Source organism: Marinobacter sp. M1C (assembly GCF_023314135.1).
Classification (GTDB): domain Bacteria; phylum Pseudomonadota; class Gammaproteobacteria; order Pseudomonadales; family Oleiphilaceae; genus Marinobacter.
The window spans coordinates 3,021,533-3,044,347 of the sequence record NZ_CP092289.1; the positions used below are offsets into that span (position 1 = coordinate 3,021,533).

21 protein-coding genes are annotated in these 22,815 nt (G+C 54.6%); 7 read left to right on the forward strand and 14 right to left on the reverse strand.

All coding sequences use genetic code 11. The annotated features are described in order from the left end of the window. Positions 1 to 114 precede the first annotated feature (114 nt). The 6 genes from MIH19_RS14145 to MIH19_RS14170 all read right to left on the reverse strand — a co-directional run bounded on the left by MIH19_RS14145 (position 115) and on the right by MIH19_RS14170 (position 7,372). A complete protein-coding gene (locus MIH19_RS14145) occupies positions 115 to 1,329 on the reverse strand; it encodes an ABC transporter substrate-binding protein (RefSeq protein ID WP_249005475.1) in 1,215 nt (404 codons plus the stop codon). Between the two features lie 104 nt (positions 1,330 to 1,433). Next, positions 1,434 to 2,171 (reverse strand): ABC transporter ATP-binding protein, encoded by a 738-nt coding sequence (locus MIH19_RS14150; RefSeq protein ID WP_249005476.1) that lies wholly within the window; start codon positions 2,169 to 2,171, stop codon positions 1,434 to 1,436. Beyond that, complete coding sequence (locus MIH19_RS14155; protein ID WP_249005477.1) at positions 2,168 to 2,953, reverse strand: ABC transporter ATP-binding protein; 786 nt, start codon at positions 2,951 to 2,953, stop codon at positions 2,168 to 2,170. Before MIH19_RS14155 ends, MIH19_RS14150 begins: the two co-directional genes overlap by 4 nt. A gap of 144 nt (positions 2,954 to 3,097) precedes the next feature. Then, complete coding sequence (locus MIH19_RS14160; protein ID WP_249005478.1) at positions 3,098 to 3,514, reverse strand: PaaI family thioesterase; 417 nt, start codon at positions 3,512 to 3,514, stop codon at positions 3,098 to 3,100. After that, complete coding sequence (locus MIH19_RS14165; protein ID WP_249005479.1) at positions 3,511 to 5,160, reverse strand: AMP-binding protein; 1,650 nt, start codon at positions 5,158 to 5,160, stop codon at positions 3,511 to 3,513. The genes MIH19_RS14160 and MIH19_RS14165 overlap by 4 nt, the downstream gene beginning before the upstream one ends. A 262-nt stretch (positions 5,161 to 5,422) precedes the next feature. Beyond that, positions 5,423 to 7,372, reverse strand: coding sequence for a sigma-54-dependent Fis family transcriptional regulator (locus tag MIH19_RS14170; RefSeq protein ID WP_249005480.1), 1,950 nt, complete (start codon positions 7,370 to 7,372; stop codon positions 5,423 to 5,425). 389 nt (positions 7,373 to 7,761) lie between these two features. Between MIH19_RS14170 and MIH19_RS14175 the strand changes: the two genes are divergently transcribed. After that, positions 7,762 to 9,579: an NAD(P)-binding domain-containing protein gene (locus MIH19_RS14175; protein ID WP_249005481.1), complete on the forward strand. Its 1,818-nt coding sequence runs from the start codon at positions 7,762 to 7,764 to the stop codon at positions 9,577 to 9,579. Between the two features lie 107 nt (positions 9,580 to 9,686). Here the strand turns inward: MIH19_RS14175 and mmsB are convergent, their stop codons facing one another. The 5 genes from mmsB to MIH19_RS14200 form a co-directional block, all read right to left on the reverse strand. After that, positions 9,687 to 10,574 carry a 3-hydroxyisobutyrate dehydrogenase gene (gene mmsB / locus MIH19_RS14180; RefSeq protein ID WP_249005482.1) on the reverse strand — a complete coding sequence of 296 codons (888 nt, stop codon included), beginning with the start codon at positions 10,572 to 10,574 and terminating at the stop codon, positions 9,687 to 9,689. Between the two features lie 101 nt (positions 10,575 to 10,675). After that, positions 10,676 to 11,746 (reverse strand): enoyl-CoA hydratase/isomerase family protein, encoded by a 1,071-nt coding sequence (locus MIH19_RS14185; protein WP_249005483.1) that lies wholly within the window; start codon positions 11,744 to 11,746, stop codon positions 10,676 to 10,678. 33 nt (positions 11,747 to 11,779) lie between these two features. After that, on the reverse strand, positions 11,780 to 12,580 hold the full coding sequence (locus tag MIH19_RS14190; protein WP_249005484.1) for an enoyl-CoA hydratase: 801 nt from the start codon (positions 12,578 to 12,580) through the stop codon (positions 11,780 to 11,782). 51 nt (positions 12,581 to 12,631) lie between these two features. Beyond that, positions 12,632 to 13,798 (reverse strand): acyl-CoA dehydrogenase family protein, encoded by a 1,167-nt coding sequence (locus tag MIH19_RS14195; RefSeq protein ID WP_249005485.1) that lies wholly within the window; start codon positions 13,796 to 13,798, stop codon positions 12,632 to 12,634. A 71-nt stretch (positions 13,799 to 13,869) separates the two neighbouring features. Beyond that, the gene (locus MIH19_RS14200; protein ID WP_249005486.1) at positions 13,870 to 15,363 is read right to left on the reverse strand and encodes a CoA-acylating methylmalonate-semialdehyde dehydrogenase; all 1,494 of its coding nucleotides are present in this window, start codon (positions 15,361 to 15,363) and stop codon (positions 13,870 to 13,872) included. Between the two features lie 186 nt (positions 15,364 to 15,549). On the opposite strand from MIH19_RS14200, the gene MIH19_RS14205 reads away from it, so the two are divergent. From MIH19_RS14205 to MIH19_RS14220, 4 genes are all read left to right on the forward strand, one after another. Continuing rightward, positions 15,550 to 16,425 (forward strand): AraC family transcriptional regulator, encoded by an 876-nt coding sequence (locus MIH19_RS14205; RefSeq protein WP_249005487.1) that lies wholly within the window; start codon positions 15,550 to 15,552, stop codon positions 16,423 to 16,425. 136 nt (positions 16,426 to 16,561) lie between these two features. After that, positions 16,562 to 17,362 (forward strand): MBL fold metallo-hydrolase, encoded by an 801-nt coding sequence (locus tag MIH19_RS14210; RefSeq protein WP_249005488.1) that lies wholly within the window; start codon positions 16,562 to 16,564, stop codon positions 17,360 to 17,362. Positions 17,363 to 17,495: 133 nt separating this feature from the next. Next, complete coding sequence (locus tag MIH19_RS14215; protein WP_249005489.1) at positions 17,496 to 18,230, forward strand: YebC/PmpR family DNA-binding transcriptional regulator; 735 nt, start codon at positions 17,496 to 17,498, stop codon at positions 18,228 to 18,230. A gap of 18 nt (positions 18,231 to 18,248) precedes the next feature. Next, on the forward strand, positions 18,249 to 18,392 hold the full coding sequence (locus MIH19_RS14220; protein WP_249005490.1) for a hypothetical protein: 144 nt from the start codon (positions 18,249 to 18,251) through the stop codon (positions 18,390 to 18,392). Between the two features lie 200 nt (positions 18,393 to 18,592). Here MIH19_RS14220 and MIH19_RS14225 read toward each other — a convergent pair whose 3' ends face one another. Continuing rightward, positions 18,593 to 19,246 (reverse strand): class I SAM-dependent methyltransferase, encoded by a 654-nt coding sequence (locus MIH19_RS14225; protein ID WP_249009010.1) that lies wholly within the window; start codon positions 19,244 to 19,246, stop codon positions 18,593 to 18,595. Between the two features lie 182 nt (positions 19,247 to 19,428). On the opposite strand from MIH19_RS14225, the gene rluF reads away from it, so the two are divergent. Further along, positions 19,429 to 20,382 (forward strand): 23S rRNA pseudouridine(2604) synthase RluF, encoded by a 954-nt coding sequence (gene rluF, locus MIH19_RS14230; protein ID WP_249005491.1) that lies wholly within the window; start codon positions 19,429 to 19,431, stop codon positions 20,380 to 20,382. 78 nt (positions 20,383 to 20,460) lie between these two features. Here rluF and MIH19_RS14235 read toward each other — a convergent pair whose 3' ends face one another. Further along, positions 20,461 to 21,159: an SDR family oxidoreductase gene (locus MIH19_RS14235; RefSeq protein WP_249005492.1), complete on the reverse strand. Its 699-nt coding sequence runs from the start codon at positions 21,157 to 21,159 to the stop codon at positions 20,461 to 20,463. Positions 21,160 to 21,314: 155 nt separating this feature from the next. Here MIH19_RS14235 and MIH19_RS14240 point away from each other — a divergent pair, with 155 nt between their 5' ends. Continuing rightward, a complete protein-coding gene (locus tag MIH19_RS14240; RefSeq protein ID WP_249005493.1) occupies positions 21,315 to 22,403 on the forward strand; it encodes an alpha/beta hydrolase in 1,089 nt (362 codons plus the stop codon). Here the strand turns inward: MIH19_RS14240 and arfB are convergent. Further along, positions 22,400 to 22,813, reverse strand: coding sequence for an alternative ribosome rescue aminoacyl-tRNA hydrolase ArfB (arfB, locus tag MIH19_RS14245; protein ID WP_249005494.1), 414 nt, complete (start codon positions 22,811 to 22,813; stop codon positions 22,400 to 22,402). The genes MIH19_RS14240 and arfB overlap by 4 nt on opposite strands. Between the last annotated feature and the right edge of the window lie 2 nt (positions 22,814 to 22,815).

Below are 22,815 nucleotides of genomic sequence, written 5' to 3' on the forward strand. Positions count from 1 at the left end.
GGAGCCGGCTGTTACCTCGTTACGCCTCCTATGGAGTACGCTACTCAACCGGCTCCGCTTTCTGCCTAACAGGCGTCAGACGCCAAAAGACTGGGAGCCCCGTGATTCAACCGCTTACTTGCTGGTTATCAGCGGGCACTGGCTTTCAGACAGCGGGCGGAATGCTTCGTCTCCTGGAATGGTGCGGATGATCTTATACAGATCCCATTCATTTTTGGACTCGGCCGGGGTTTTTACTTGCGCCAGGTACATGTCATGAACCATGCGGCCGTCTTCACGAATGCGGCCGTTGGTGGCGAACATATCGTTGATGGGCGTTGCTATCATCTGCTTGCGCACAGCTTGAGCTTCGTCTGAACCCGTGGCTTTTACCGCATTCAGATATTGAACGGTGCTGGAGTAGATGCCGGCATGAATCATGGTTGGGCGCACTCCGGTTTTTTCCATAAAGCGATCGGACCAGGCACGGGTGTCGTCGTTCATATCCCAGTACCAGCCAGTGGTCAGCTGAATACCTTGGGCCGCTTCCACACCTAGGGCATGAGCGTCCGAGAGGTACAAGATAAGAGCCGCCAGGGTCTGACCGGACTGGGTAACACCAAATTCGCCGGCGGTAGTAATGGCGTTGGTGGTATCGGCGCCAGCGCTGGCCAAAGCCACAACATCAGCTCCAGAACCTTGGGCTTGCAGAATAAATGACGAGAAATCCGGAGTCGCTAACGGGAAACGAATAGTACCAATAACTTCACCACCGTTGGCTTCCACGACCTTTGTTACGTCGGCCTCCATAGCGTGGCCATAGGCATAATCGACGGTGAGGATGAACCAGGTTTTGCCGCCTTCGTTAACGATGGCGCTGGCTGTGCCTTTAGCCTGTGAGTAGGTGTCATAAATATAGTGGATATGGTTGGGCGTGCAATACTCGTTGGTAATGCTGGAGGCTGCAGATCCGGACACAATACCAAACTTGCCGCTCTCTTCCAGAATGTCGCTGACCGCGATGCTGACCGACGATGCCACCAGGCCGGCAATCATGTCGACGTTGTCATTTTCAACCCAACGACGCGCGGTGCTGGAGGCAACATCCGGGCTGTTGCGGTCGTCTGCGCTGACGATTTCAATGTTTTTCCCGTTCACCTGGCCACCAAAGTCGGCCACAGCCATTTCCAGGGCTATCAGGCCATTTGGCCCCCCCATGTCACGATAGCCGCCTGACATATCGGCCAAATAGCCGATTTTAACCATATCATTGGAGATTTCTGCCTGGGCAGCGCCAGCCATCAGAGTGGTCGCTATGGCGGTCGTTAGCAGCTTTTTTATCATTGTCATTGTTATTTCTCCACTACGTTCATGCGTGATTTTTATTAGTTTTCGACGTCGATTACTGCACTTACACTTGTTTTTATTGAGCCCCGTTCTGCAAGTTTTTGTAATTACACCCCCAGATAGCCGTTCAGCAGAGAGCGCTTGGAGTCCAGTTCTGCGGCACTTACTTCCGCCACAATCTGGCCATGCTCGACCACGTAATGCCGATCCGCCAGAGGCGCAGCAAAGTGGAAGTTCTGTTCTACCAGAATAATAGTCAGGCCTTTATTTTTGAGATTCATCAGAACCTCAGCCAGCTTCTCCACAATCACCGGGGCCAGGCCCTCAGTAATCTCGTCAAGCAGCAACATGTTGGCACCGGTACGAAGAATGCGTGCCAGAGCCAGCATCTGCTGCTCACCGCCTGACAGTTTGGTACCAGGGCTGGCGCGACGCTGATACAGGTTAGGGAACATGGTGTAAATTTCTTCCAGACTCATACCGCCGCTGCGCACGACAGGCGGCAGCGTCAGATTTTCTTCAACGTTCAGCGACGCGAAAATTCCTCGGTGTTCGGGACAGAACCCCACGCCCAAGCGCGCTATGTGGTGCGGCGCACAGTTCATGGTCTCTTCGCCGTTGATCATGATCGAACCGGTGCGCCGGCCCACCATGTTCATGATGGCTTTGAGCGTGGTGCTACGTCCGGCGCCATTGCGCCCTAGCAGCGTAACCAACTCACCCCGATTCACGACCATATCAATGCCGTGAAGGATGTGGGATTCGCCGTAAAACGCGTGCAGGCCGGAAATACGGAGCTGTTCGTAGTCTTTTTTTCCAGCTTGGTTTTTGACAGCCTGGCTCATGCGTTTGCCTCTTGTTCCGACGCCTGAGGATCGCTGGCGCTGCCCATATAAACTTCCCGCACCCGCGGGTCTGCTGACACAGCTTTGTAGTCGCCTTCGGTAAGCACCGCACCCTGGGCCAGCACAGTGATGCGGTCACAGAGTTTGCTGACAACACTCAGGTTGTGTTCCACCATCAGCACGGTCCGGCCCACGGCCGCTTTGCGCACCAGTTCGACCACCTGATCAACATCTTCCGCACCCATTCCCTGGGTGGGCTCGTCCAGCAACATCAACTGCGGTTCCATCGCTAGAGTGGTGGCCAGTTCCAACGCGCGCTTGCGGCCGTAGGCCAGCTCGACGGTGGTGGTGTGGGCGAACTCTGCCAGCCCTACTGAATCCAACAACTCCATTGCGCGATGGTTCAGCTTGTTCAGGCAGTTGCCGGATTTCCAGAAACTGAATGAGTTGCCTTCAAAGCTTTGCAACGCCACCCGGATGTTCTCCAAGGCAGTCATGTGTGGGAACACCGCCGAAATTTGGAACGACCGCACCACGCCTTCGCGGGCAATAGCGGCAGATTTCATCGTGGTGATATCACGACCATTGAATAAAATTTTGCCGCGAGTAGGCGTCAGAAATTTTGTAAGCAGGTTAAAAACCGTGGTTTTACCCGCTCCATTAGGCCCTATCAGCGCGTGAATATGGCCTTTGCGGATGTTCAGGTTAACGTCGTCAACGGCCACAAAGCCTTTGAATTCCTTAACGAGGTTGCGCGTTTCCAGCACGTACTCTTCGCTCATGGGCCAATCTGCCTTTGTTATTGTTGTACATCAGAACTAATCATAGAATGGATTGACGTATACGTAAACGTCAATCCTGAATTTTGTGATTTTTTCGTGTTTTTTTTGCTGACCAGCTGTGGACACAACGCTGAAGCCCCTCTATTAGCGTTGCGGCGGTATGGAGTAAGTCATCGTAGAATGTGCGACCGGCTCATCGACACCCAGGGAATATATAAACACCTCCCCTACCGCCATGGCTTTACCCACCTTAAGCATGGTGGCACGGGCCCAAATAGGTTGGTGTGCAGCCGGTTTGCGTAAAAAATTGATATTCAGATTGGTGGTAACCGCCAGCGGCACCAAGCCGATTCTGGACAGCAGCGCCGCGTAGAGCGTGACATCCGCCAGCCCCATCATCACCGGCCCAGACACGGTGCCGCCTGGGCGCAAATGGGTTTCGTCTATGTCGAGCATCATTTCAGCACTGCCATCGCCCAGCTCGCACAGGGTGCCGAACGCAGCACCTTGCGGAAATTGCTCGTCCAGAAAAGCCTGCAACTGCTCTATTGTCACCTTCATTCGCTGACGTCTTCTCTGGCACGATCGCGCAGAATAAAGCGTTGAATTTTGCCGCTCGGCGTTTTGGGCAGCTCGTCAACAAACTCGATCTCGCGGGGGAAGGCGTGCGTGGACAGGCGCCGGCGCACGTGATTTTGCAACTCTTCTCTCAAAACCTGGTCATCGGCCGGAATATGGTCGCTTTTGATCACCACGTAGGCTTTGATGATGGCACCACGCTTTTCATCGGGCTTGGCCACCACACCAGACTCCGCAACCGCCGGATGCTCTAATAAAGAACTCTCTACATCCGCTGGCCCTACTCGGTAACCCGCGGTGGTAATAATGTCATCGTCACGGCCACTGAACGAAAAACTGCCGTCGCCGTTGTTAATGGCCATATCGCCGGTCAGGTAGTAACCCTGCGCGAACGGGTCTTTTTCGCCCCAAGTATAGCCATCGAAATGAAATAAGGGTGACGCAGCGACATCAATGGCGACCTGCCCGGCTTCACCGGCACCCACCTCTTCGTGCTTTTCATTCAGCGCTACGACACGATGCCCCAGCGATGAAAAACCCATGGCACCCTCTTTGACCGGATGCGCCAGGCCGTGGAAGTTGCAGCAGGTCATGCCCGTTTCAGTCTGGCCGTAGTGATCTTTCACCTCACAAAAGTGACGACGCCGAATCCAGTTCACCACTTCCGGGTTCAATGGTTCACCGGCGCTACTCGCTACCCGAAGCCCAAGATTTTCACCTTCAGGCAGCACGTGATCATTCGCTTTTAACAATCTATAGGCCGTAGGCGCCGCCGCAAGATTTGTGATCTTGTATTTGCGGATCATGTCGTAGGTGCTTTCAGGGGTGAACGCGTTGGGGTTGAAGTGGGTAGCGTGACCCATCAGCAACGGCCCGATGACCGCGTAATACAAGCCGTAGGCCCAACCCGGATCGGCTACGTTCCAAAATGTATCGCTGTCACGAAGACCCACCGCATCGCGCATGTAAACGTAGAATGACAACAGTGCTCGGGCTGGAACAGACACCCCTTTGGGCTTGCCCACGGTGCCCGAGGTGAACATTTGCAGGAAAGGATCAGTACCCTTGATCAGCACCGGCTCACAGTGATCGGACTGCTCGCCCAGCGCCTGGTAAAAATCAGCATCACCATGGCCAGCTTCCGCCGAATCGACACACAGTACCGGCGGGCAGTTTTTAACATCGTCCAGTTTTGAACGGTTTGCCGGGTTGGTAACAATCAATTTGGTGCTCGCCCGTTCCAGGCGGTATTCGATGGCGCCAGATCCGAACGCAGTAAATAGCGGTTGATAAACAGCGCCAATGCGCCAAGCGCCCGCCATAACGATGAGCAGCTCCGGTGTGCGCGGTAACAAACCCGCAACACGGTCGCCCTTGCCCACCCCCTGCAACTTCAGGTAATTGGCGAAACGGGCGGACGCCTGTTTCAGCTCGGCAAAGGTAAGAACGCCGTCACCGCCGGCTTCCGTCTCGTAATACAGCACAACTTTTTCGGCATTGGCTGCCCATTTATCGCAAATTTCATGGCAAACATTCAGCCCGCTGTCCAGGCGCCCGTCCAATACCTCTGCCTCCAGAGCAGCAAGGTCAAAATGTTTGTACGCATCGACGTATTCCGGAAGGCTCATTTTTTGCTCCTGTTATTTTTGTCCGTGGTTCTACGTGCATCAGATTTATCATAGGTGCCAGTTTACGTAAAGGTAAACTTTAGGCCAAGACAACTCATATCAACCGGTATCTACTTGTTAGCGCGCAATAACTTTGTAAAAAGGGCTCACCAAATCGGCGATAATTTTCTGCCGCGACGGCTCGGACTTCCAGGCAGTTTACCTGCGCCGCTGAATTGGCGCATTACGGTTAAATAATGGCTCGCCCATAGCAATCAAAACCCTACCGCTTGCCTAAAAACCGCGGTTGCTCAATACCATGGTGCCGCAGCCACCGATATATAGTGGGCCGGGACACATCAAAGCGCCTGGCGACTTCGGTAATGTTCCACCGATAGGTTTCAAGTGCCAGCAGCAGACAACGCCGCCTGTCAGGGCTTTCGCTCGGCTCTGTGGGCACAGACACACTCTTTTGCTTCAAACAGACTTCTGGCAGATCTTCGGCGGTGATTTCGTGGTTATCACAGGTGGCTTCCGCAAAAGCCAAAGCGTTGACCAATTCACGAATATTTCCTGGCCAGTGGTACGCCAGCATGGCGCTCATGGCGTCGGCTCGAATGTGGACGTCCTGGACTTGACCCTGCTTTATCAGCTTTCGCAATACACTGTTAATAACATGCTGGCGATCGGCTCTCTGACACAGCAAGGGCAATTTCAGAGTCGCGCCGTTCAAGCGATAGTATAGGTCTGAGCGGAAAGCCCCCGTCTGAATCAGCTGCTCAAGATTCTGATGCGTTGCCGCCATGAAACGGCAGTTCACCCGAATCGGTACCTCTGCGCCAACCGGTAGAACTTCACCTTCTGCAAGCACCCGCAACAACCGGGTCTGCAAATGCAGGGGCATGTCGCCGATTTCGTCCAAAAACAGCGTTCCACCTTCTGCCTGTTGAATCAGGCCGCGCATGCCTTTGGCACGCGCGCCGGTAAACGCGCCGGCCACGTAGCCGAACAGCTCACTTTCAATCAGGGATTCTGGAATTGCCGCACAGTTAACAGCGATGAACGCGCCGCTCGCGCGGCTGCCTGACTGATGTATGGCCTTGGCCAGAACTTCTTTGCCAGTACCCGTTTCACCAAGAATCAGTAGCCCCACATCGCGATTTCGCAGGCGCTTGGCCAACGAAAGGGTACGCCGCATGACCGGGTCGTCTGCGGCCAGCTGATCCAATTCCGGCACGCGTTCGTCGTTACTGGCCTTTACGCTACCGGAGTAATCGGCCGGTTTGGCTTTTGGTTTGATCAGTGTGGCAAACAAGGTGTCTTTATTGGCGTGATGCCTGAAGGCCTTGACCTGATCATCATGATCGTAAGGAATGCTCCAGATATCTCGAAGATCGCATTCAAACAATTCGGTTACCTCGGAAACCCCATCCATAAGGCCGGCTGCATTTTCGGGCATGAGCGAGCGTCCCGCCGTATTAGCGGCTTCGATGCGACCACCTTCGTCAATCGCAAGTAGATACTGGCCATTGACCTGGACAAATTCACGGGAAACGCCGCAGCGTAGAACGGTCTGGTTACGGTAGCGACGTAAAAAATAAGCGTCTTCGATCAAGCGTGCATAAAGCTGGGTTAAATGCAGCGCGAACGTCTGGCTTTCACGGGCATTTGGCGAGTCCAGGGCCGATATGTCGAGCACCGCAAGCAAATTGCCAGAAGGGTCACGAATCGGCGCCGACGTGCAAGTAAGGCTGATGTGCGTTGCATCGAAATGATCAACTCGGTGGCAGGTCAACGCTTGCTGTTCCTGAATGCAGGTGCCCACAGCGCAAGTGCCGGCATACTGCTCGTTCCAATCGGCACCTAGATAAAGCCCGGCTTTGCGCAAACGCCGGTCGTAGCGTCGGTCGCCAAGATATTGAACGGTAATTCCCCGGTGGTCGGTCAACAGCACCACGTAACCCAGGCCCGCAATAATCCCGTAAAGCTGGTCTACCCCTGCCCGGGCTACGTTCAGGAATTCGTCCACCGAGTCCTGGTGCTCGCGCAAGGTCTGCTGCGTAACAATGCGGGCGCTGCGCGGCCGGCTCGGGTCCATACCGTAGTCTTCAATGCAGCGCTTCCAGGATCGCCCGATCAACTCGGCGCTTGGTGTTAACGCAGGGCAAGAGTCTTTCGCCGCAAAGTTCAAGATTGAATGAATATGACGACTCTGCGCCAGCTGATGGGTCATAACAGGCCTCGCGATGCTGTACTCATTTTGTTGTTGTTCACAACGGATATAAAGGCAACCAATAAAGAGCATAGACCGCACAACTCCATAACGACATGTTTCGTTAGTACCGGCTGCGTTACACCTGTAACGCTATTGAACTCTGCGGTGTGTCAGGTGTAACGCCGAAACCCTCTAACGCCGGTTCTAACATCTTGCGCCACACAGTTTAGAAATATTTACGTCATTATTTTCAATGTCTTATATTTCGAAGGTTTTTCTGAAAGAACTGGCATGCCTGCTGCAACCTGATAATTGTCATGAAAGGATCAATTCCTGCAGTGGGTGCCACCTGCAATTAAGTGCCAGGCACCCCGGTAACAAAAACAATCCAACACCGGAAAGCGACGATGACGGAGACCAAGATGACGGAAGCCAAAATGACAGCGACCCAACAAGCCAGACAATGGCTTGAAAATTTTGAGGAGACCCTGAACTCGGATAACCCCGCGCAAGCCGCCGATCTATTCGAAGACAGTGGTTTCTGGCGCGACCTGGTCACCATGACCTGGAATATCAAAACGATGGAAGGGCGTGAAGCCATTCGCGATATGCTCAGCGCCACGGCTCAGCGAACCCGGCCCACAAACTGGCAGATTTCCGAAGAGGCCACCGAACAGGACGGCGTGATCGACGCCTGGGTCACCTTCGAAACCGTTAATGCCATCGGCAAGGGCCATCTGCGCTTGCGCAACGGCCATGCATGGACACTGCTGACAACCATGCAGGAGCTGAAGGAATTTCCGGAGAAGCGCAAATTCCGCCGCGCCAAGGGCGCAGAGCACGGCGCCAGCAAATCCCGTAAATCCTGGCTCGAAACCCTGCAAGACGAGCAGCAGGAATTAGGTTATAGCCGCCAGCCTTACTGCGTCATTATCGGCGGCGGCCAGGGTGGTATTGCCCTGGCCGCCCGGTTGAAGCAACTGGACGTGCCCACCCTTGTGATAGAACGCAGCGCCAAAGCCGGCGACTCCTGGCGCAACCGTTATAAGTCCCTGTGTCTGCACGACCCGGTATGGTACGACCACCTGCCTTATTTACCTTTCCCCGATCACTGGCCCGTTTTTGCACCAAAAGACAAAATTGGTGATTGGCTGGAAATGTACACAAAAATCATGGAACTCAACTATTGGAGTTCTACCGAATGCACCGCAGCCCGCTATGATGAGGCCAGTAAAGAGTGGGTAGTAAACGTGGTTCGTGACGGCGAAAAGGTGACCCTGCGCCCGCAACAACTGGTACTGGCCACCGGCATGTCCGGCATCCCGAATATTCCCGACATTCCAGGTATGGACACGTTTGAAGGCGAGCAACATCACTCCAGCCGGCATCCCGGCGGCGACGCCTTCAAAGGTAAAAAGTGCGTGATTCTTGGCGCCAATAACTCTGCTCACGACATCTGTGCGGCGCTTTGGGAAAACAACGCCGACGTGACTATGATTCAGCGCTCATCGACTCACATCATCAAGTCGGACACCTTGATGGATGATGTTCTTGGCGGGCTCTATTCGGAACAGGCGGTTGCCGATGGCATGACAACGGAAAAGGCTGACCTTACCTTTGCGTCTGTACCTTTCCGAATCATGCCTGATTTCCATATTCCGGTTTATCAACAGGTGGCCGAAAAGGACGCCGATTTCTACGGACGGCTGAAAAAAGCCGGATTTATGCTGGACTTCGGTGACGACGGTTCCGGTCTGTTTATGAAGTATCTTCGCCGGGGATCGGGTTACTACATTGATGTGGGTGCGTCAGAGTTGGTCGCAGACGGCGAGATAAAACTGAAAAGCGGCGTCAGTATCGAACACATCAACCCACACTCTGTGACCCTGACAGACGGCACAGAGCTGCCTGCTGATCTGATTGTTTACGCCACCGGTTTTGGCTCTATGAACGGCTGGGCGGCACGCATTATTTCTGAAGAAGTTGCTGACAAGGTGGGTAAATGTTGGGGTATGGGATCAGACACCACCAAAGACCCAGGCCCGTGGGAAGGCGAACTGAGGAACATGTGGAAACCTACGCAACAGGAGGCCCTGTGGTTCCACGGCGGCAACCTGCACCAGTCCCGGCACTATTCGCTGTATCTGGCGCTGCAGCTAAAAGCGCGTAAGGAAGGCATTGATACGCCGGTGTATGGACAAGAATCGGTGCATCATTTGTCTTGATTAACCACAAGGGCTGCCGTAACGGTCAGCCCTTGTTATTTCCTTCCAGTTGCTCTGTACCGGTTAATCTTTATCGGATACTCTCTACCAGTTAAACTCTGCTGGTTTTACTCTGGATTGTAAAGCCGCTGAATACTGGAAAAATCCAGATCCGCGTTGCCCTGCCCGGCGTGCAGCGAGAACAGGTTCCGAGCCAGTGAGCCCATGGGAATCGACGCCTGGTTTTTCACCGCGTTGTCGAATGCCAGGCCCAAGTCTTTGGTCATCAGCTTCACCAAAAAACCGCCTTCGTAGTTGCGTGATGCCGGCGCCGCTTCCATCACTCCCGGCCAGGGGTTGTATACGTTCAACGCCCAGTTACCGCCAGAACTTTGCTTCATAATTTCCGACAGTACCGCTGGGTCCAGCCCGTTCTTAACACCCAGAGCCAGTGCTTCGCTGGTGCCCGCCATCAGAATGGCCAGCAACATGTTGTTGCAGATTTTGGCCACCTGCCCCGAACCGTGTTCACCAGCGCGAAAAATATTCTTACCCATGCCCTGCAAAATGGGCTGGGCCGCTGCGTAATCGGCTTCAGAGCCACCGCAGATAAAGGTGAGCGTGCCGGCCTTTGCACCACCGACACCACCGGACACCGGTGCATCCAGAAAGCGGAGTTTGTGTTCTGAGGCTTGCGCCGCTACTTTTTTGGCTGTTTCCGGGGCAATGGTCGAAGAATCTATCACCAGAGTGCCTTCAGGAAGCGCGGACAGTAAGCCTTCATCGCCCAGATAAACCGCTTCTACATGCTGCCCGGCAGGCAGCATGGTTATCACACACTCGGCGCCTTTAACGGCTTCGTGGGCGGTATTGGCGCTGCTTGCACCTTCGGCTTTCAGCGCGCTGACGGCGTCTGCCGACAAATCAAACACGGTGACCTGGTGGCCGGCTTTCAGCAGATTACTGGCCATAGGGCCGCCCATATTACCAAGGCCAATAAATGAAATAATTGCCATCGTATTTCCCTCTTTTGTTTTAGTGCGGCTTCTTTTTTTAAGTGCTATTAAGTGCTACTAAATGCTGTTAAGTGCTCTGCTTATGGCGGCTCTAAACAGGCTCAAACAAAAAAACCGTTAATCCATTCGCTATCAATGTCCCCCAGGGTGGCGTAACGCCATCTTGGTTGCTGGTCTTTGTCGATCAGCAGAGCCCGCACACCCTCGGCAAACTCACCTTTGCTAAGGCAGTTGGTCGACAGCAGCAATTCTTTGTCAAATATCTGCTTTAATCCATCCAGGCGGCAGCGGTGCATGTGTTCCCACACCAACGCAAAAGCCACCGGCGACGCTGCCGCGAGCGGCTTCACGGCTTTGGCCAGCCAGCCATCGCCAGACGCCAATTCCTTCAACTGGGCAATGGTCTGCTCCAGAGTGTCGGCGTCGGTGGCGCGGTTGATCTCATCAAAGTGATCGCGAACGGGTGAAGCTGGCTGCGCATCGGCGCTGCGTTGCTCAAACTGACGCAATACCGAACCTACGATCTCCTGACCATGGCGTTTGTGCCAGTCGGCGCCAGTCAGTTCGGCAACCACCTGAGCCTTTAACTCGTGCTTTATAAAACGATCAGCCATACCGGTGAACAGCGCATCGGCGCCGTTCATACGGGCGCCCGTCAGGCCTAAAAACAGACCGGTGCGGCCGGGGCAGCGATTGAGAAACCAGCCGCCGCCCACATCCGGGTAGAGCCCGATGGTAGTTTCAGGCATCGCCAGTTTTGAGCTTTCGGTCACGACCCGATGGGAAGCACCCTGCATGATGCCCATGCCGCCGCCCATTACAATGCCGTGGCCCCAGCACACAATCGGTTTAGGGTAGCTGTGAATCAGATAGTCCAGTTCGTATTCTTCGGTAAAAAACGCCTTGCCAATATCAGCGCTTCCGGCCTCTGTCATACTGCGATACAGCGCAACAATGTCGCCGCCGGAACAAAACGCCTTGTCGCCTTCGGCTTCCATCCACACAGCGCGTACCCGGTCATCTTCAGCCCAGGCTTTCAGCTGTGGCGTCAGCAGGCGAATCATTTCCAGTGACAGAGAGTTCAGCGAGCGCGGCGCGTTCAGGCGCACGACTCCGATGGTGGCGTCGCCTGACGTTTGCCACTGTTCAAAAACAATCGGTTGATCACTCATGGTGAATCCTTGGTCCCGTGTGTCGGATTGGCGTTAGCGGTTTTTCCACTGCGGCTTGCGCTTGCCTAAAAACGCAGTGACGCCTTCTTTCTGATCTTCGGTGAAAAACAGCTCGATGAACAGTTCCCGCTCCAAGCGCCAGCCGTCCTCATGGTTATGACCGCCGCGCACGTTCATGATCAGATTCTTACAGCGAGAAATGGACGACGGGCTTTGCTTGCAAGCGCCTTCTGCCAGTTCCAAAGCTTTCGCCAAGCCTTGGCCAGTGGGAACCACTTCTTCGACCAGACCAATGCTCAGAGCTTTGTCGGCTTTCAGGCGCTCACCACACAGAATCATGCGCTTGGCCCAACCTTCGCCCACCAGCCATGGCAGGTTTTGAGTGCCGCCAGCGCAGGGCAGCAGACCGACGGCTGCTTCTGGCAGAGCCATTTGCGCGTGCTCTTCAGCGATACGGATATCACAGGCCAACGCGCATTCCAGGCCGCCACCCATGGCGTAACCGTTAATGGCCGCAATGGACACGCCGCGGAAGTGGGTTAGCGCGTCAAACGCTGCGCCAAAAGCCCGGGACATTTCTGTGGCGCGGGCAATGTCGCCGTCGGCAAAGGCATTCAGATCCGCTCCAGCAGAAAAGAATTTCTCGCCTTGGCCAGTAACCACCAACGCAAAAATGTCTTTGTCAGCGTTCAATTCAGCGATCGTGTGTTGTAATTTGCTTAACGAGTCGCGGGTCCAGGTGTTCGCCGGTGGGTTGCTGATGGTCAGCACGGCAATGTGGCCGCGCTTTTCCAGTTGCAGCTTGTCGCTCTTAAAATCGAGTGTGTCGCTCATAAGATCTCCGCAATGTGTTGTTGAATGGCTTTCGCTATTGAATCGCTTCTGCTATTGAATCGCTTCCGCGACGCCGTGCTCCAGAATGCGGCGAGCCACAATCAGGCGCATGACTTCGTTGGTGCCTTCCAGAATCTGGTGCACCCGCAAGTCCCGTAGGTATCGCTCAAGAGGGTATTCACGAATATAGCCGTAGCCACCGTGCAATTGCAGGGCATCGTTGACCACGTCGAAACACACGTCGGTGGCAAAGCGTTTGGCCATGGCACAGTGCAGTGTCGCTTCAGGATCGCCGTTGTCTAATTTGAACGCGCCCAGGCGCACCATTTGCCGCGCTGCAACCAGATTGGTGGCCATATCCGCCAGTTTAAATTGCAGAGCCTGAAACGCCGCCAGCGGTTTGCCAAACTGGGCGCGGGCGTGCATGTAGTCACGGGCACGTAGCAACGCCGCCTGGGCACCGCCCAGGGAACAGGTGGCGATGTTCAAGCGGCCACCGTCAAGGCCCTTCATGGCAATGGCAAAACCCTCGCCTTCGGCGCCAAGGCGGTTGGCCACCGGCGCCCGCACATTTTCAAGTGTGACTGAGCGGGTCGGTTGGCTGTGCCAGCCCATTTTTTTTTCATTTTTGCCATAGGACACGCCGTCGGCGTCCGCCGGAATCAAAAACGCAGAAATGCCTTTGGCACCGCTGTCCAGGCCGCCGGTACGAGCCATCAGAATCAACACATCGGTTGCCCCGGCACCGGAAATAAAAACCTTGCTGCCGTTGATGACGTAATCATCGCCATTCCGTTCTGCTTTGGTGCGCAGGCTTGCTGCATCGGACCCTGCGCCGGGCTCTGTCAGGCAATAAGACGCCAGTTTTTCACCGCTGGCCAAGGTAGGCACCACATTTTGTTTGACCTCGTCTGTGCCAAAACTGGCCAGCATCCAGGTCGCCATGTTGTGAATGGTAATGAATGCTGCGGTAGAGGGACAAGCCGCGGCCAGCTCCTCTACAATCACCGCGGTATCTTGGCGCGAAAGCCCCATACCACCACAGGCTTCAGGTGTATAAAGCCCGCAAAAACCCATTTCTCCCGCCTGACGCAATACGTCTCTCGGGAAAATACTCTCCTCGTCCCAATGCGCAGCGAAAGGCGCCATGGATTTTTGCGCGAATGCCCGCGCTGCCTCACGAAACGCCTGCTGGTCTTCAGTCAGGTCAAAGTTCATAGCTGACTCCTGTTCGTATGCCGCCTGCCTGATTAGCAAACTTGTGTATCAGGCAGACGGGACACTGCGAATCAACGCAACTGAATAGAGAAGTTGGCGTCGGTGCTGGTGGCTTCCGAGCTGAACCAGCGCGAGGTGACGGTTTTGGTTTCGGTGTAGAAACGCACGGCCTGCTTGCCGTAAGCATGCTGATCACCGTAGAAAGAACCTTTCCAGCCGGTGAACGAGAAGAACGGCAGGGGCACCGGAATGGGGATATTCACACCCACCTGGCCGACTTCAATTTCGTGCTGGAAGCGACGGGCTGCACCACCAGAGCCGGTGAATATAGACGTACCATTGCCGTAAGGGCTGCGATTAATGAATTCGATAGCTTCGCCCAGAGAATCAACTTCAGAGCAGCAAAGCACCGGACCGAAGATCTCTTCGTTGTAAATGTCCATTTCGCTGGTCACACCGGCGAACAGTGTAGGGCCTACCCAGTTGCCATTCGGCAAACCGTCCACGGTGCAATTACGGCCGTCCAACAGCAGCTGGGCACCCTGGGCTTCACCCGTTGCGATCAGCGCCTCAACACGCTCTTTGGCTTTCGGGCTGATAACCGGGCCGTAGCTGGCGCCGGAATCGTTCCAGGCGCCGGGGCGCACTTTTGCCATAGCTTCTTTTAATTGCGGAATCCACTGCTTGGCTTCGCCCACGAATACCGCAACCGAGATGGCCATGCAGCGCTGCCCTGCGGCGCCCACAGAGGCGCCTACAAGAGCGTTGAGCACCTGCTGCCTGTCGGCATCCGGCATGATAACCATGTGGTTTTTAGCGCCTGCGAAAGACTGCACACGCTTCATATTGCGGGTGCCGGTTTCATAGATGTAGCGCCCAACCGGCACAGAACCGACAAAGGAAATGGCTTTAACGGCAGGATCGGTCAGCAGGGTATCTACCTGCTCTTTACCACCGTGAACAACCTGCAGCACGCCTTTAGGCGCGCCAGCCTGTGCGAATAATTCCGCAAGACGTGTCGGCGTCAGGGGGTCCTGTTCCGACGGCTTCAGAATAAAGGTGTTACCGCAGGCAATAGCCATGGGGAACATCCACAAGGGAATCATTGCGGGGAAGTTGAACGGAGTAATACCGGTGCACACACCCAACGGCTGAATCCAGGAGTGGGTGTCGACTTCGCGGGCCACGTTTTCAACGGTTTCGCCCATCATCATCGACGCGACGTTAGCGGCGTGCTCAACCACTTCGATACCGCGCCACACATCGCCCTTTGCATCATCAAATGTTTTTCCGGTTTCCTGGGCCAGGATTTCGGCAATTTCATCGTGGTGTTCTTTCAGCAACGCCTGATAGCGCAGCATCACCCTTGCCCGCTCTGACACTGGCACTTCTTTCCAGGTTTTGAAGGTTTCAACCGCAAAATCGATGGCCTTGCGCATCTCTGCAGGCGTTGTACTAGGGGCCCTGGCGATGACTTCATTGGTAGCGGGATTGGTCACGTCAATCCAGTTATCGGTCTGGCTTTGAACAAATTCACCTGCAAGGTACAGAGGGACATTTTTCATAGGGCGGATCCTGCGTGTTGTGTAGATCGAGAGTTTTGTTGTTGTGCAAATGTTGAGCGATGCCGGATTATCGTGCGGATTAGCTCAAGCGTGTCATTCAGACTAGCACGGTAATTGGAGCCGTGTGATTGACTAAGTTTCGCCAATGATGGACTATCTTTCGATCACGAAAAGCGGGGATTCCACATGGCCCTAATGTCGCAATGGCCGGCGCCGCCCGACAGCGTACGCTACTTGCTACCCGAACCCAGTGTTCAACTTCTAAGCTCGCACCCGCTTACCCGCGAGCTTTACCCCATCGCTTTCGGGCATTACCGGCGGGCAAGTGGGCACCACATGCACCGGGAGCAGCCTGCAGATCATTTGCTGATTTATTGCAGCGACGGTCAGGGATTTTTGAATGTGAATGGCCAGGCTTTTACCGTGAATGCAGGCGACTTGTTGTTACTGCCGACCGGTGTCAGTCATCGTTATACCGCCGACCCAGCCAACCCCTGGACAATTCACTGGGTGCATTACACTGGCCCTTTGGCCGAGGCGTTTAATGGCCACATGGGGTTCGACGGGCAAACACCCGTGCTATACATCGGCCGCCAGCCAAGGTTATTGGTCGACTTCAACGGCTTACTGTCGGTGCGGCAAACCGGCTTTCGCACCAGCGGACTGATTCACGTAGCCAATCGCCTGCGGCAAATGCTGGCGGCAATACCGATGATTGCAGAACACAGTGAACAAGACGCCGGTCCGGATCTGGAAGTGTTGAATAGTTATATGCGGGAAAATCTGGAACAAAGGCTGACACTGGAGCAACTGGCGGAATTGGCTGGTTTGTCGCCGGCGCATTTTGCTACCCGCTATCGCGAGCGCACGGGCATTTCGCCCATCCAGCACTTTTTGCGCTTAAAAGTGGAGCGCTCTTGCCAGTTGCTGGATAGTACAACGCTTCCGTTCGCGGCAATAAGCCGCCAGTTGGGCTACGATGATGCCTACTACTTTTCACGACTGTTCAAGAAGATCATGGGAAAGTCACCGCGGGATTATAGACACACCGCACGGCACTAACTAAATGGAAGCGTAAGATACGTCTGCACAATATTAGCAAGCGGCTGTTACGAAATTGATCTGGGGCAACGCTCTATTTTGATTGATTCCGTAGGCTCCGCGAGACTATTTAATGAGCGTCTTTCAGGAGAATAACATGGCTGCAGAACCCATTGTGCTGTTCGATAACGGGCACCACAAATGTTTGATGTTTGATTCGCTGGTTATTGGTGAAGGCGTTCAGTCAAACCAGTTTCTGCTGGTAGATGGCAAACACGAAGCTCTGATTGACCCGGGTGGTGATCTTACCTTTACGCCGCTGGCCGTGGCGGCATCGCGCTTCATGAATATTCGCGAATTGGATTACGTATTCGCATCACACCAGGACCCGGACATTATTGGCGCTATTGACCGTTGGCTGGCACACACCCGCGCCAAAGTGGTGACGTCCAAACTATGGGCTCGCTTCCTGCCTCATCTGGTGTCTAACCTTGTGTCTAAACTGCCGGGCGGCAACGTTTTTGATCGCATTATCGCGATACCGGATGTCGGAGCGAATGTTCGCTTTGGAGACACTTACGTTCAATGTTTACCCGCCCACTTCATGCACTCGGTGGGTAACATTCAGTTTTACGATCCGATCGCGAAAATTTTATTTTCCGGGGATTTAGGCGCGTCTATGGGCTGCCCCGATGAACACCTTCCGGTAACCGATTTCGACAAGCATATTCCTTACATGATGGGCTTTCACCGCCGTTATATTGCCTCGCAGAAGGTATGCCGTCTGTGGGCCAATATGATTCGGGAAATGGATGTACAGGCCATTGTGCCTCAGCATGGCAAACGCTTTGAAGGCCCGGAAATGGTGGAACGCTTTCTGAACTGGGTCAGCTCGGTAGAGTGCGGTATCGACCTGGTGACTCAGGATAACTACCGCCCACCGGTAGATTACGTCTAAAAGGAATAAACTCTGTTCCCTCCCTTCGTTGTCCAGTAAAATCTTGCGCTCTTAAAAGAGTTTCAACGGGGCCTATAAAAAGTTTCAACGGGACTTGAAAGAGCCCCACTCAGCAATCAACGAGGCAGCGCACATGGGCAGAGCCTATCAGAACCGCAAACAATCGATGGCCAAAACGGCCGACGCCAAGACCAAGGTTTACAGCAAGTACGGTCGTGAAATCTATATGTCGGCTAAATCCGGCGGCACCGACCCAGACGGCAACCTGTCCCTTCGTGGACTGATTGATCGCGCCAAAAAAGACCAGGTCCCCAGCCACGTTATTGAAAAAGCCATCGACAAGGCTCGCGGCGGTACTGGAGAAGACTACTCACCAGCGCGCTATGAAGGCTATGGTCCAGGCAACTGCATGGTGATTGTGGACTGCCTGACCGACAACCCAAACCGCACATTTGGTGACGTGCGCCTGGCGTTCACCAAAACCAAAGCCAGAATCGGCACTCCGGGTACGGTCGCCCACATGTTCGACCATTGCGCAATTTTTGCCTTCAAGGGGCAAGATGAAGACGCCGTTCTGGAAGCGCTGATGGATGCCGATGTGGACGTAACCGACATCGAATCTGAAGACGAACTGATCACTGTGTTCGCGCCTCACACTGAATACGCCAAGGCACACCAGGCGCTGATAGACGCGTTTGAAGGTATTGATTTCGACGCTGACGACATTCAGTTTTTAGCGAAAACGACCACTGAAGTCACCGGTGATGACATTCCAATGTTCGAGAAATTCCTGGATATGCTGAATGACCTGGACGATGTTCAGAATGTATTCCACAACGCGGAACTGCCGCCGGAAAAAACATCTTAAGCAGTAAATTTTTCGGCTATGACTACTTCACTCACTGACGCGCGCAAGCCCCGCGTTATTATTGTAAAAACCGGCGAAACCTACCCACAGATTCGCGAACGCAGTGGCGATTTCGAATCCTGGTTTGTTCGCGGATTGGCGTCGGCTCCCTGGCTATGGTGAGCAACCGCGACCCTTGAGGCGAGCGAACCGCACAGTGGCTGACTGCTGCGGTTTTCGGAATTGGTTGTTTCTAGGCGGTATTAAAATACTGCAATAAATGCCGGCATCTGTGATGGATTGAGGTATTTGTGCGGCTAGGGGTCAGGGTGTTGAAAACCGCCCGCGCTTTTCGCAAAGCTCAACGCCACACTCATACCTCCTCATGCTGCTTTGGTAAAAATAGCCACATCCTTTCTCGGTACCTCTAAGCTCCACTGATGCTGTTTCGCTATCGACTCCAGTGTTTCTTCTTTGTAAAACACCACGTGAGTCGGGTCACGCCGGTAGTGCCAGCTTGCAAAGCGAGTGTCGTCCGTCTGAAAGCAGGTCATTACGGCCAGCAAACCGCCAGGTTTCAACAGTCCATCTAGCTGGCGCAAAACCGACGCAGGCTGGTGCAAATGTTCCAGCACTTCCGTGCAGGTAATGAAGTCGTATTGTTGCTGCAAGACATCAGGCTGCGGATAGAAGAACGGATCGTACAGCGCCATGGTCATACCGACTTCCTTCAGCATACCAGCCAGCACAGGGCCGGGGCCGCAGCCGAAATCCAAGCCGTTCGCTCCGCGGGGAAGTTGAGTCAATAATGGATCGGCCACCTTGGACAGAAAACGAAGGTAACCGGGATCACCCGGGTTGTTGTCGTGGTATTGGTAGATGGCTTTTTCCTGCTCTGCACTTAAACGACACTCAGGGGCCATCACGGTGCACTGGCATTCCCGGCAGCGCAAATAGCGCTGTTGCTTAATGCTCTGAAAGTGCTGCAACTCGGCCCGCTCGCAGACGGGACAGTTCATCGAAAGCGTTGGGGGCATGGGGCGATTCTGGTTGGGTTCGGCGGGCGTTATCTGGCAACAATGGCAGAGGCGGGTATTCACGTCCAGCGCTCTGGTTAACACTCTGGCGATTAAACCCGTGCCTACTGTCAGCTGCTACCGGCGCGCTCGCCTGTTATAATGCACCGCTTAATTGAACCCACACCCAGCCGGTGCCCTGCATGACCCAGTCTTCTTCCACACGCCTGAACAAATACATCAGCGAGAGCGGCATTTGTTCGCGGCGCGAGGCCGACCGATATATCGAGCAGGGTAATGTGCGTATCAACGGCAAGCGAGCCAGCGTTGGCGATCAGGTATTGCCGACGGATACGGTGATGGTCAACGGCCAAATCATTGAACCCCGTGCTGAGGAAGATCAGGTATTCATCGCTCTGAACAAGCCGGTGGGCGTTGTCAGCACCACCGACAGCGCCGAGCGCGACAATATCCAGCGCTTTGTCGGGCACACGGTGAGAATTTTCCCTATCGGCCGACTAGACAAGGATTCTCAAGGGCTGATTTTTATGACCAGCAACGGCGATCTGGTCAACAAGATCCTGCGGGCGGGTAATAATCACGAGAAAGAGTACTTGGTCACCGTTGATAAACCCATCACCAAGACCTTTATTGATGGTATGGCCGGCGGGGTGCCGATTTTGGGTACGGTTACAAAAAAATGCCGGGTGTCGCAGGAATCGCGCTTTGTGTTCCGCATTGTTCTGGTACAAGGCCTGAATCGGCAGATTAGACGTATGGCAGAGCATTTTGGCTTTGACGTAACGCGCCTGGAACGGCAGCGCATTATGAATATTAGCCTGGGCAATCTGCCCGTAGGCCAATGGCGGGATTTAACATCGAAAGAATTGGCGGTGCTGATGGACAGCATTCGGGATTCGTCATCCGATGCGCCGGCGGCGCCTCAAAAGCCCACCGGTAAGACGAAGCCCACCACTGCTCCTGCGCAAAAGCGCGAGAGCCACAAACCACGCTCCAGCAACAAGTCACCTGCCCGGCCAGCTACCAAATCTGCAGGCAAGCCCGGCGGACGGCCAGACAACCGCGCAGGGGCAAAGCCTGCGGCGCGGCCAAAACCCAAACCGAAGAAGCAGCGCCAGCGCAGTCCTAAACGCTAGCACAGGCTTTCGTCTATTTTCCCTATCGGCACTCTTCTAGGCTACTCAGGCTAGCACTACTCCGGCACTATTTTTGGTCTATTCGTCTTTGATCGCAGGCGTAGGCCGCACCAGTATTTCGTTCACGTCTACATGAGCGGGTTGGGCCACGGCGTACATCACTGCGTTGGCAACGTCGTCTGGATGCAGTGCGTTGTCTGGCTGTTGGTCAAAGAAGGGCGTGTCTACCATGCCCGGCTCGATCAGGGTGACTCGAATACCGGAGCCCCGCAGCTCTTCGCGAGCGCCATATCCAATGGCCGACACCGCCCATTTAGTCGCGCTGTACATAGATCCCGGAATGGTTACCCGTCCCGCGGCAGAGCCCGTCAGTAACAGGTGCCCACGGCTTTCCCTCAACGCTGGCAGGCAGTGCTGCACGGTCAGGCCAACACCGTAGATATTGGTCAGAATCATGTCTTTCCAGACTTCCGCATCGGCACCGCTGAAGCCGCCGGGTTCACCCCCGCGGCCGGCGTTGGCGAATACGGCATCGATGCGACCAAAAGCGACCAGCGCTTTTTTCACCATTTCACGCTGGTCTGTGTCGCTTTGTACATCGCAGCGCACCGTTAATACCTGCTCTTTACCGCCCAGTTCCTGTTGCAACTTGTGCAGTTTATCTTCCGAGCGGGCCGCCAGTACCAGCCGATAACCCTGTTTGGCTGCTGCCCGCGCGGTAGCCGCGCCAATACCTGAAGATGCGCCTGTAATCAGTAGTACGGGTTGATCGCTCATAATTCGTTTCACCGTGGTCAATGAATGTTAATAACCCTTACTTACTTTAGGCCGCCGGCTCACAGTTTCAACTGCGAGCGGTATAGAATCTGGCAACAAACGCGTGCTTATGTGATGCTTAAAACAGAAGCTGCAAGCGGTTAGAGAGGCATTTTATGATGTGGTTTTTGTATTTACTGATATTTATCGGGCTGTCTTTGCTGGTTTTTTTAGCCGTATCGTTCGTGCTGTTCCGGCCAGACGACTACTCAGCGTTTGATAGCCATGATTTCAAATCCCGCACCGCCCTGCCTAGCACCGCCAACAAAGACGTGATCGAGCGCGTGCGCAATATGGGTAACGACCTGCGTGGCGTTAGAGGTCGGGCGCGAATTCTTGCCATACGCAAGTATATGGACAGCATCAGCGATGACCTGCACATGGTGTCTACCGTCACCGCAACCGACGAGCCCCGCGGTGAATGGGTGGTGGCCCCCGGCGCCGATACTCGTCGGCGTATTTTGTACATTCATGGCGGCGCATGGATGGCAGGTAGCCCGCGCAGCCATCGCAGTATAACCGATCAGCTGTCGCAAGTTAGCGAGGCCGCAGTGTTTGCGGTGGACTATCGGCTGATGCCGGAGTATCGCTATATGGCCGGCGTGGAAGACTGTCGCAAGGCCTACGAGTGGCTGTTAAGCAACGGCCCGGAGGGCAAGCAGGAAGCTCAGATTATGGTAATTGCGGGTGATTCGGCCGGCGGCGGCCATACTCTAGCGCTGATTGCCTGGCTGCGCGACCAGAAACTGCGCCAGGCCGACGCGGCCATTGCCTTATCGCCGTCCACCGACATGACCATGACCGCGCCCAGCAATCGCAGCAATGTAGCCACAGACCCCATGTTGGGCCCTATGTTTAGTAGCCTACAAAAAATACCGCTTCCGGTTTTGTGGTGGTTCAGTACCGCAACTTTCCGCATGCGACCGGCCAGCCCCGTGGCTTCGCCATTACGCGGGCCACTGCATGACCTGCCACCCACGCTGATTCAGGTCAGTGACTGCGAAATGCTGGTAGATAACGCAAGACGCTACGCCGCTAAGGCGCAAGCAGAAGGCTCACCGGTGGAACTGCATATCTGGCAGGGTATGGTACACGTGTGGCAGATTTTCGGCCCTATGCTGCCAGAAGCAGACGAGGCGTTTGACGACATGGCGGAGTTTCTGCGAGCTCACACCGGCGCGGCACATCAGGCTCGGGTGGGTTAAATCTGAATCTTTCCCCGCAGCGCTTTGGTACGGCCCTTCTGCACTTTTCCGTCAGTGCGCTTGCGCTTGGCGGATTTGCTCGGTTTTGTGGCACGGCGAGCTTTTTGCGGTTTTACCGCTTGCAGGATCAACGCCTTAAGCCGCTGCAGTGCGTCGTTCTTGTTCAGTTCTAGCGTACGATGGCTCTGTGCTTTAAGCACAAGTACACCGTCTTTGCTGATGCGCTGATCGTTCAGCGCCATCAAGCGTTCTTTATAAAACAGTGGCAGCGACGAGTTCAGAATGTCAAAGCGCAAGTGCACCGCAGAGGAGACCTTGTTGACATTCTGCCCACCGGCACCCTGAGCACGGATCTGGGTGATTTCGATTTCCCAGTCCGCGAGTTCAACAGCGTTGGATAATTTAAGCATGA

What these genes read in the sequence shown, in the direction of transcription:
- MIH19_RS14160 (WP_249005478.1), bottom strand. Translation starts at nt 3,514, where the DNA reads ATGAAGGTGACAATAGAGCAGTTGCAGGCTTTTCTGGACGAGCAATTT.
- MIH19_RS14170 (WP_249005480.1), bottom strand. Translation starts at nt 7,372, where the DNA reads ATGACCCATCAGCTGGCGCAGAGTCGTCATATTCATTCAATCTTGAAC.
- MIH19_RS14220 (WP_249005490.1), top strand. Translation starts at nt 18,249, where the DNA reads ATGACTACTTCACTCACTGACGCGCGCAAGCCCCGCGTTATTATTGTA.
- MIH19_RS14190 (WP_249005484.1), bottom strand. Translation starts at nt 12,580, where the DNA reads ATGAGCGACACACTCGATTTTAAGAGCGACAAGCTGCAACTGGAAAAG.
- MIH19_RS14200 (WP_249005486.1), bottom strand. Translation starts at nt 15,363, where the DNA reads ATGAAAAATGTCCCTCTGTACCTTGCAGGTGAATTTGTTCAAAGCCAG.
- MIH19_RS14205 (WP_249005487.1), top strand. Translation starts at nt 15,550, where the DNA reads ATGGCCCTAATGTCGCAATGGCCGGCGCCGCCCGACAGCGTACGCTAC.
- rluF (WP_249005491.1), top strand. Translation starts at nt 19,429, where the DNA reads ATGACCCAGTCTTCTTCCACACGCCTGAACAAATACATCAGCGAGAGC.
- MIH19_RS14145 (WP_249005475.1), bottom strand. Translation starts at nt 1,329, where the DNA reads ATGACAATGATAAAAAAGCTGCTAACGACCGCCATAGCGACCACTCTG.
- MIH19_RS14175 (WP_249005481.1), top strand. Translation starts at nt 7,762, where the DNA reads ATGACGGAGACCAAGATGACGGAAGCCAAAATGACAGCGACCCAACAA.
- MIH19_RS14215 (WP_249005489.1), top strand. Translation starts at nt 17,496, where the DNA reads ATGGGCAGAGCCTATCAGAACCGCAAACAATCGATGGCCAAAACGGCC.
- MIH19_RS14150 (WP_249005476.1), bottom strand. Translation starts at nt 2,171, where the DNA reads ATGAGCCAGGCTGTCAAAAACCAAGCTGGAAAAAAAGACTACGAACAG.
- MIH19_RS14225 (WP_249009010.1), bottom strand. Translation starts at nt 19,246, where the DNA reads ATGCCCCCAACGCTTTCGATGAACTGTCCCGTCTGCGAGCGGGCCGAG.
- MIH19_RS14155 (WP_249005477.1), bottom strand. Translation starts at nt 2,953, where the DNA reads ATGAGCGAAGAGTACGTGCTGGAAACGCGCAACCTCGTTAAGGAATTC.
- MIH19_RS14240 (WP_249005493.1), top strand. Translation starts at nt 21,315, where the DNA reads ATGATGTGGTTTTTGTATTTACTGATATTTATCGGGCTGTCTTTGCTG.
- MIH19_RS14165 (WP_249005479.1), bottom strand. Translation starts at nt 5,160, where the DNA reads ATGAGCCTTCCGGAATACGTCGATGCGTACAAACATTTTGACCTTGCT.
- MIH19_RS14235 (WP_249005492.1), bottom strand. Translation starts at nt 21,159, where the DNA reads ATGAGCGATCAACCCGTACTACTGATTACAGGCGCATCTTCAGGTATT.
- mmsB (WP_249005482.1), bottom strand. Translation starts at nt 10,574, where the DNA reads ATGGCAATTATTTCATTTATTGGCCTTGGTAATATGGGCGGCCCTATG.
- MIH19_RS14185 (WP_249005483.1), bottom strand. Translation starts at nt 11,746, where the DNA reads ATGAGTGATCAACCGATTGTTTTTGAACAGTGGCAAACGTCAGGCGAC.
- MIH19_RS14195 (WP_249005485.1), bottom strand. Translation starts at nt 13,798, where the DNA reads ATGAACTTTGACCTGACTGAAGACCAGCAGGCGTTTCGTGAGGCAGCG.
- arfB (WP_249005494.1), bottom strand. Translation starts at nt 22,813, where the DNA reads ATGCTTAAATTATCCAACGCTGTTGAACTCGCGGACTGGGAAATCGAA.
- MIH19_RS14210 (WP_249005488.1), top strand. Translation starts at nt 16,562, where the DNA reads ATGGCTGCAGAACCCATTGTGCTGTTCGATAACGGGCACCACAAATGT.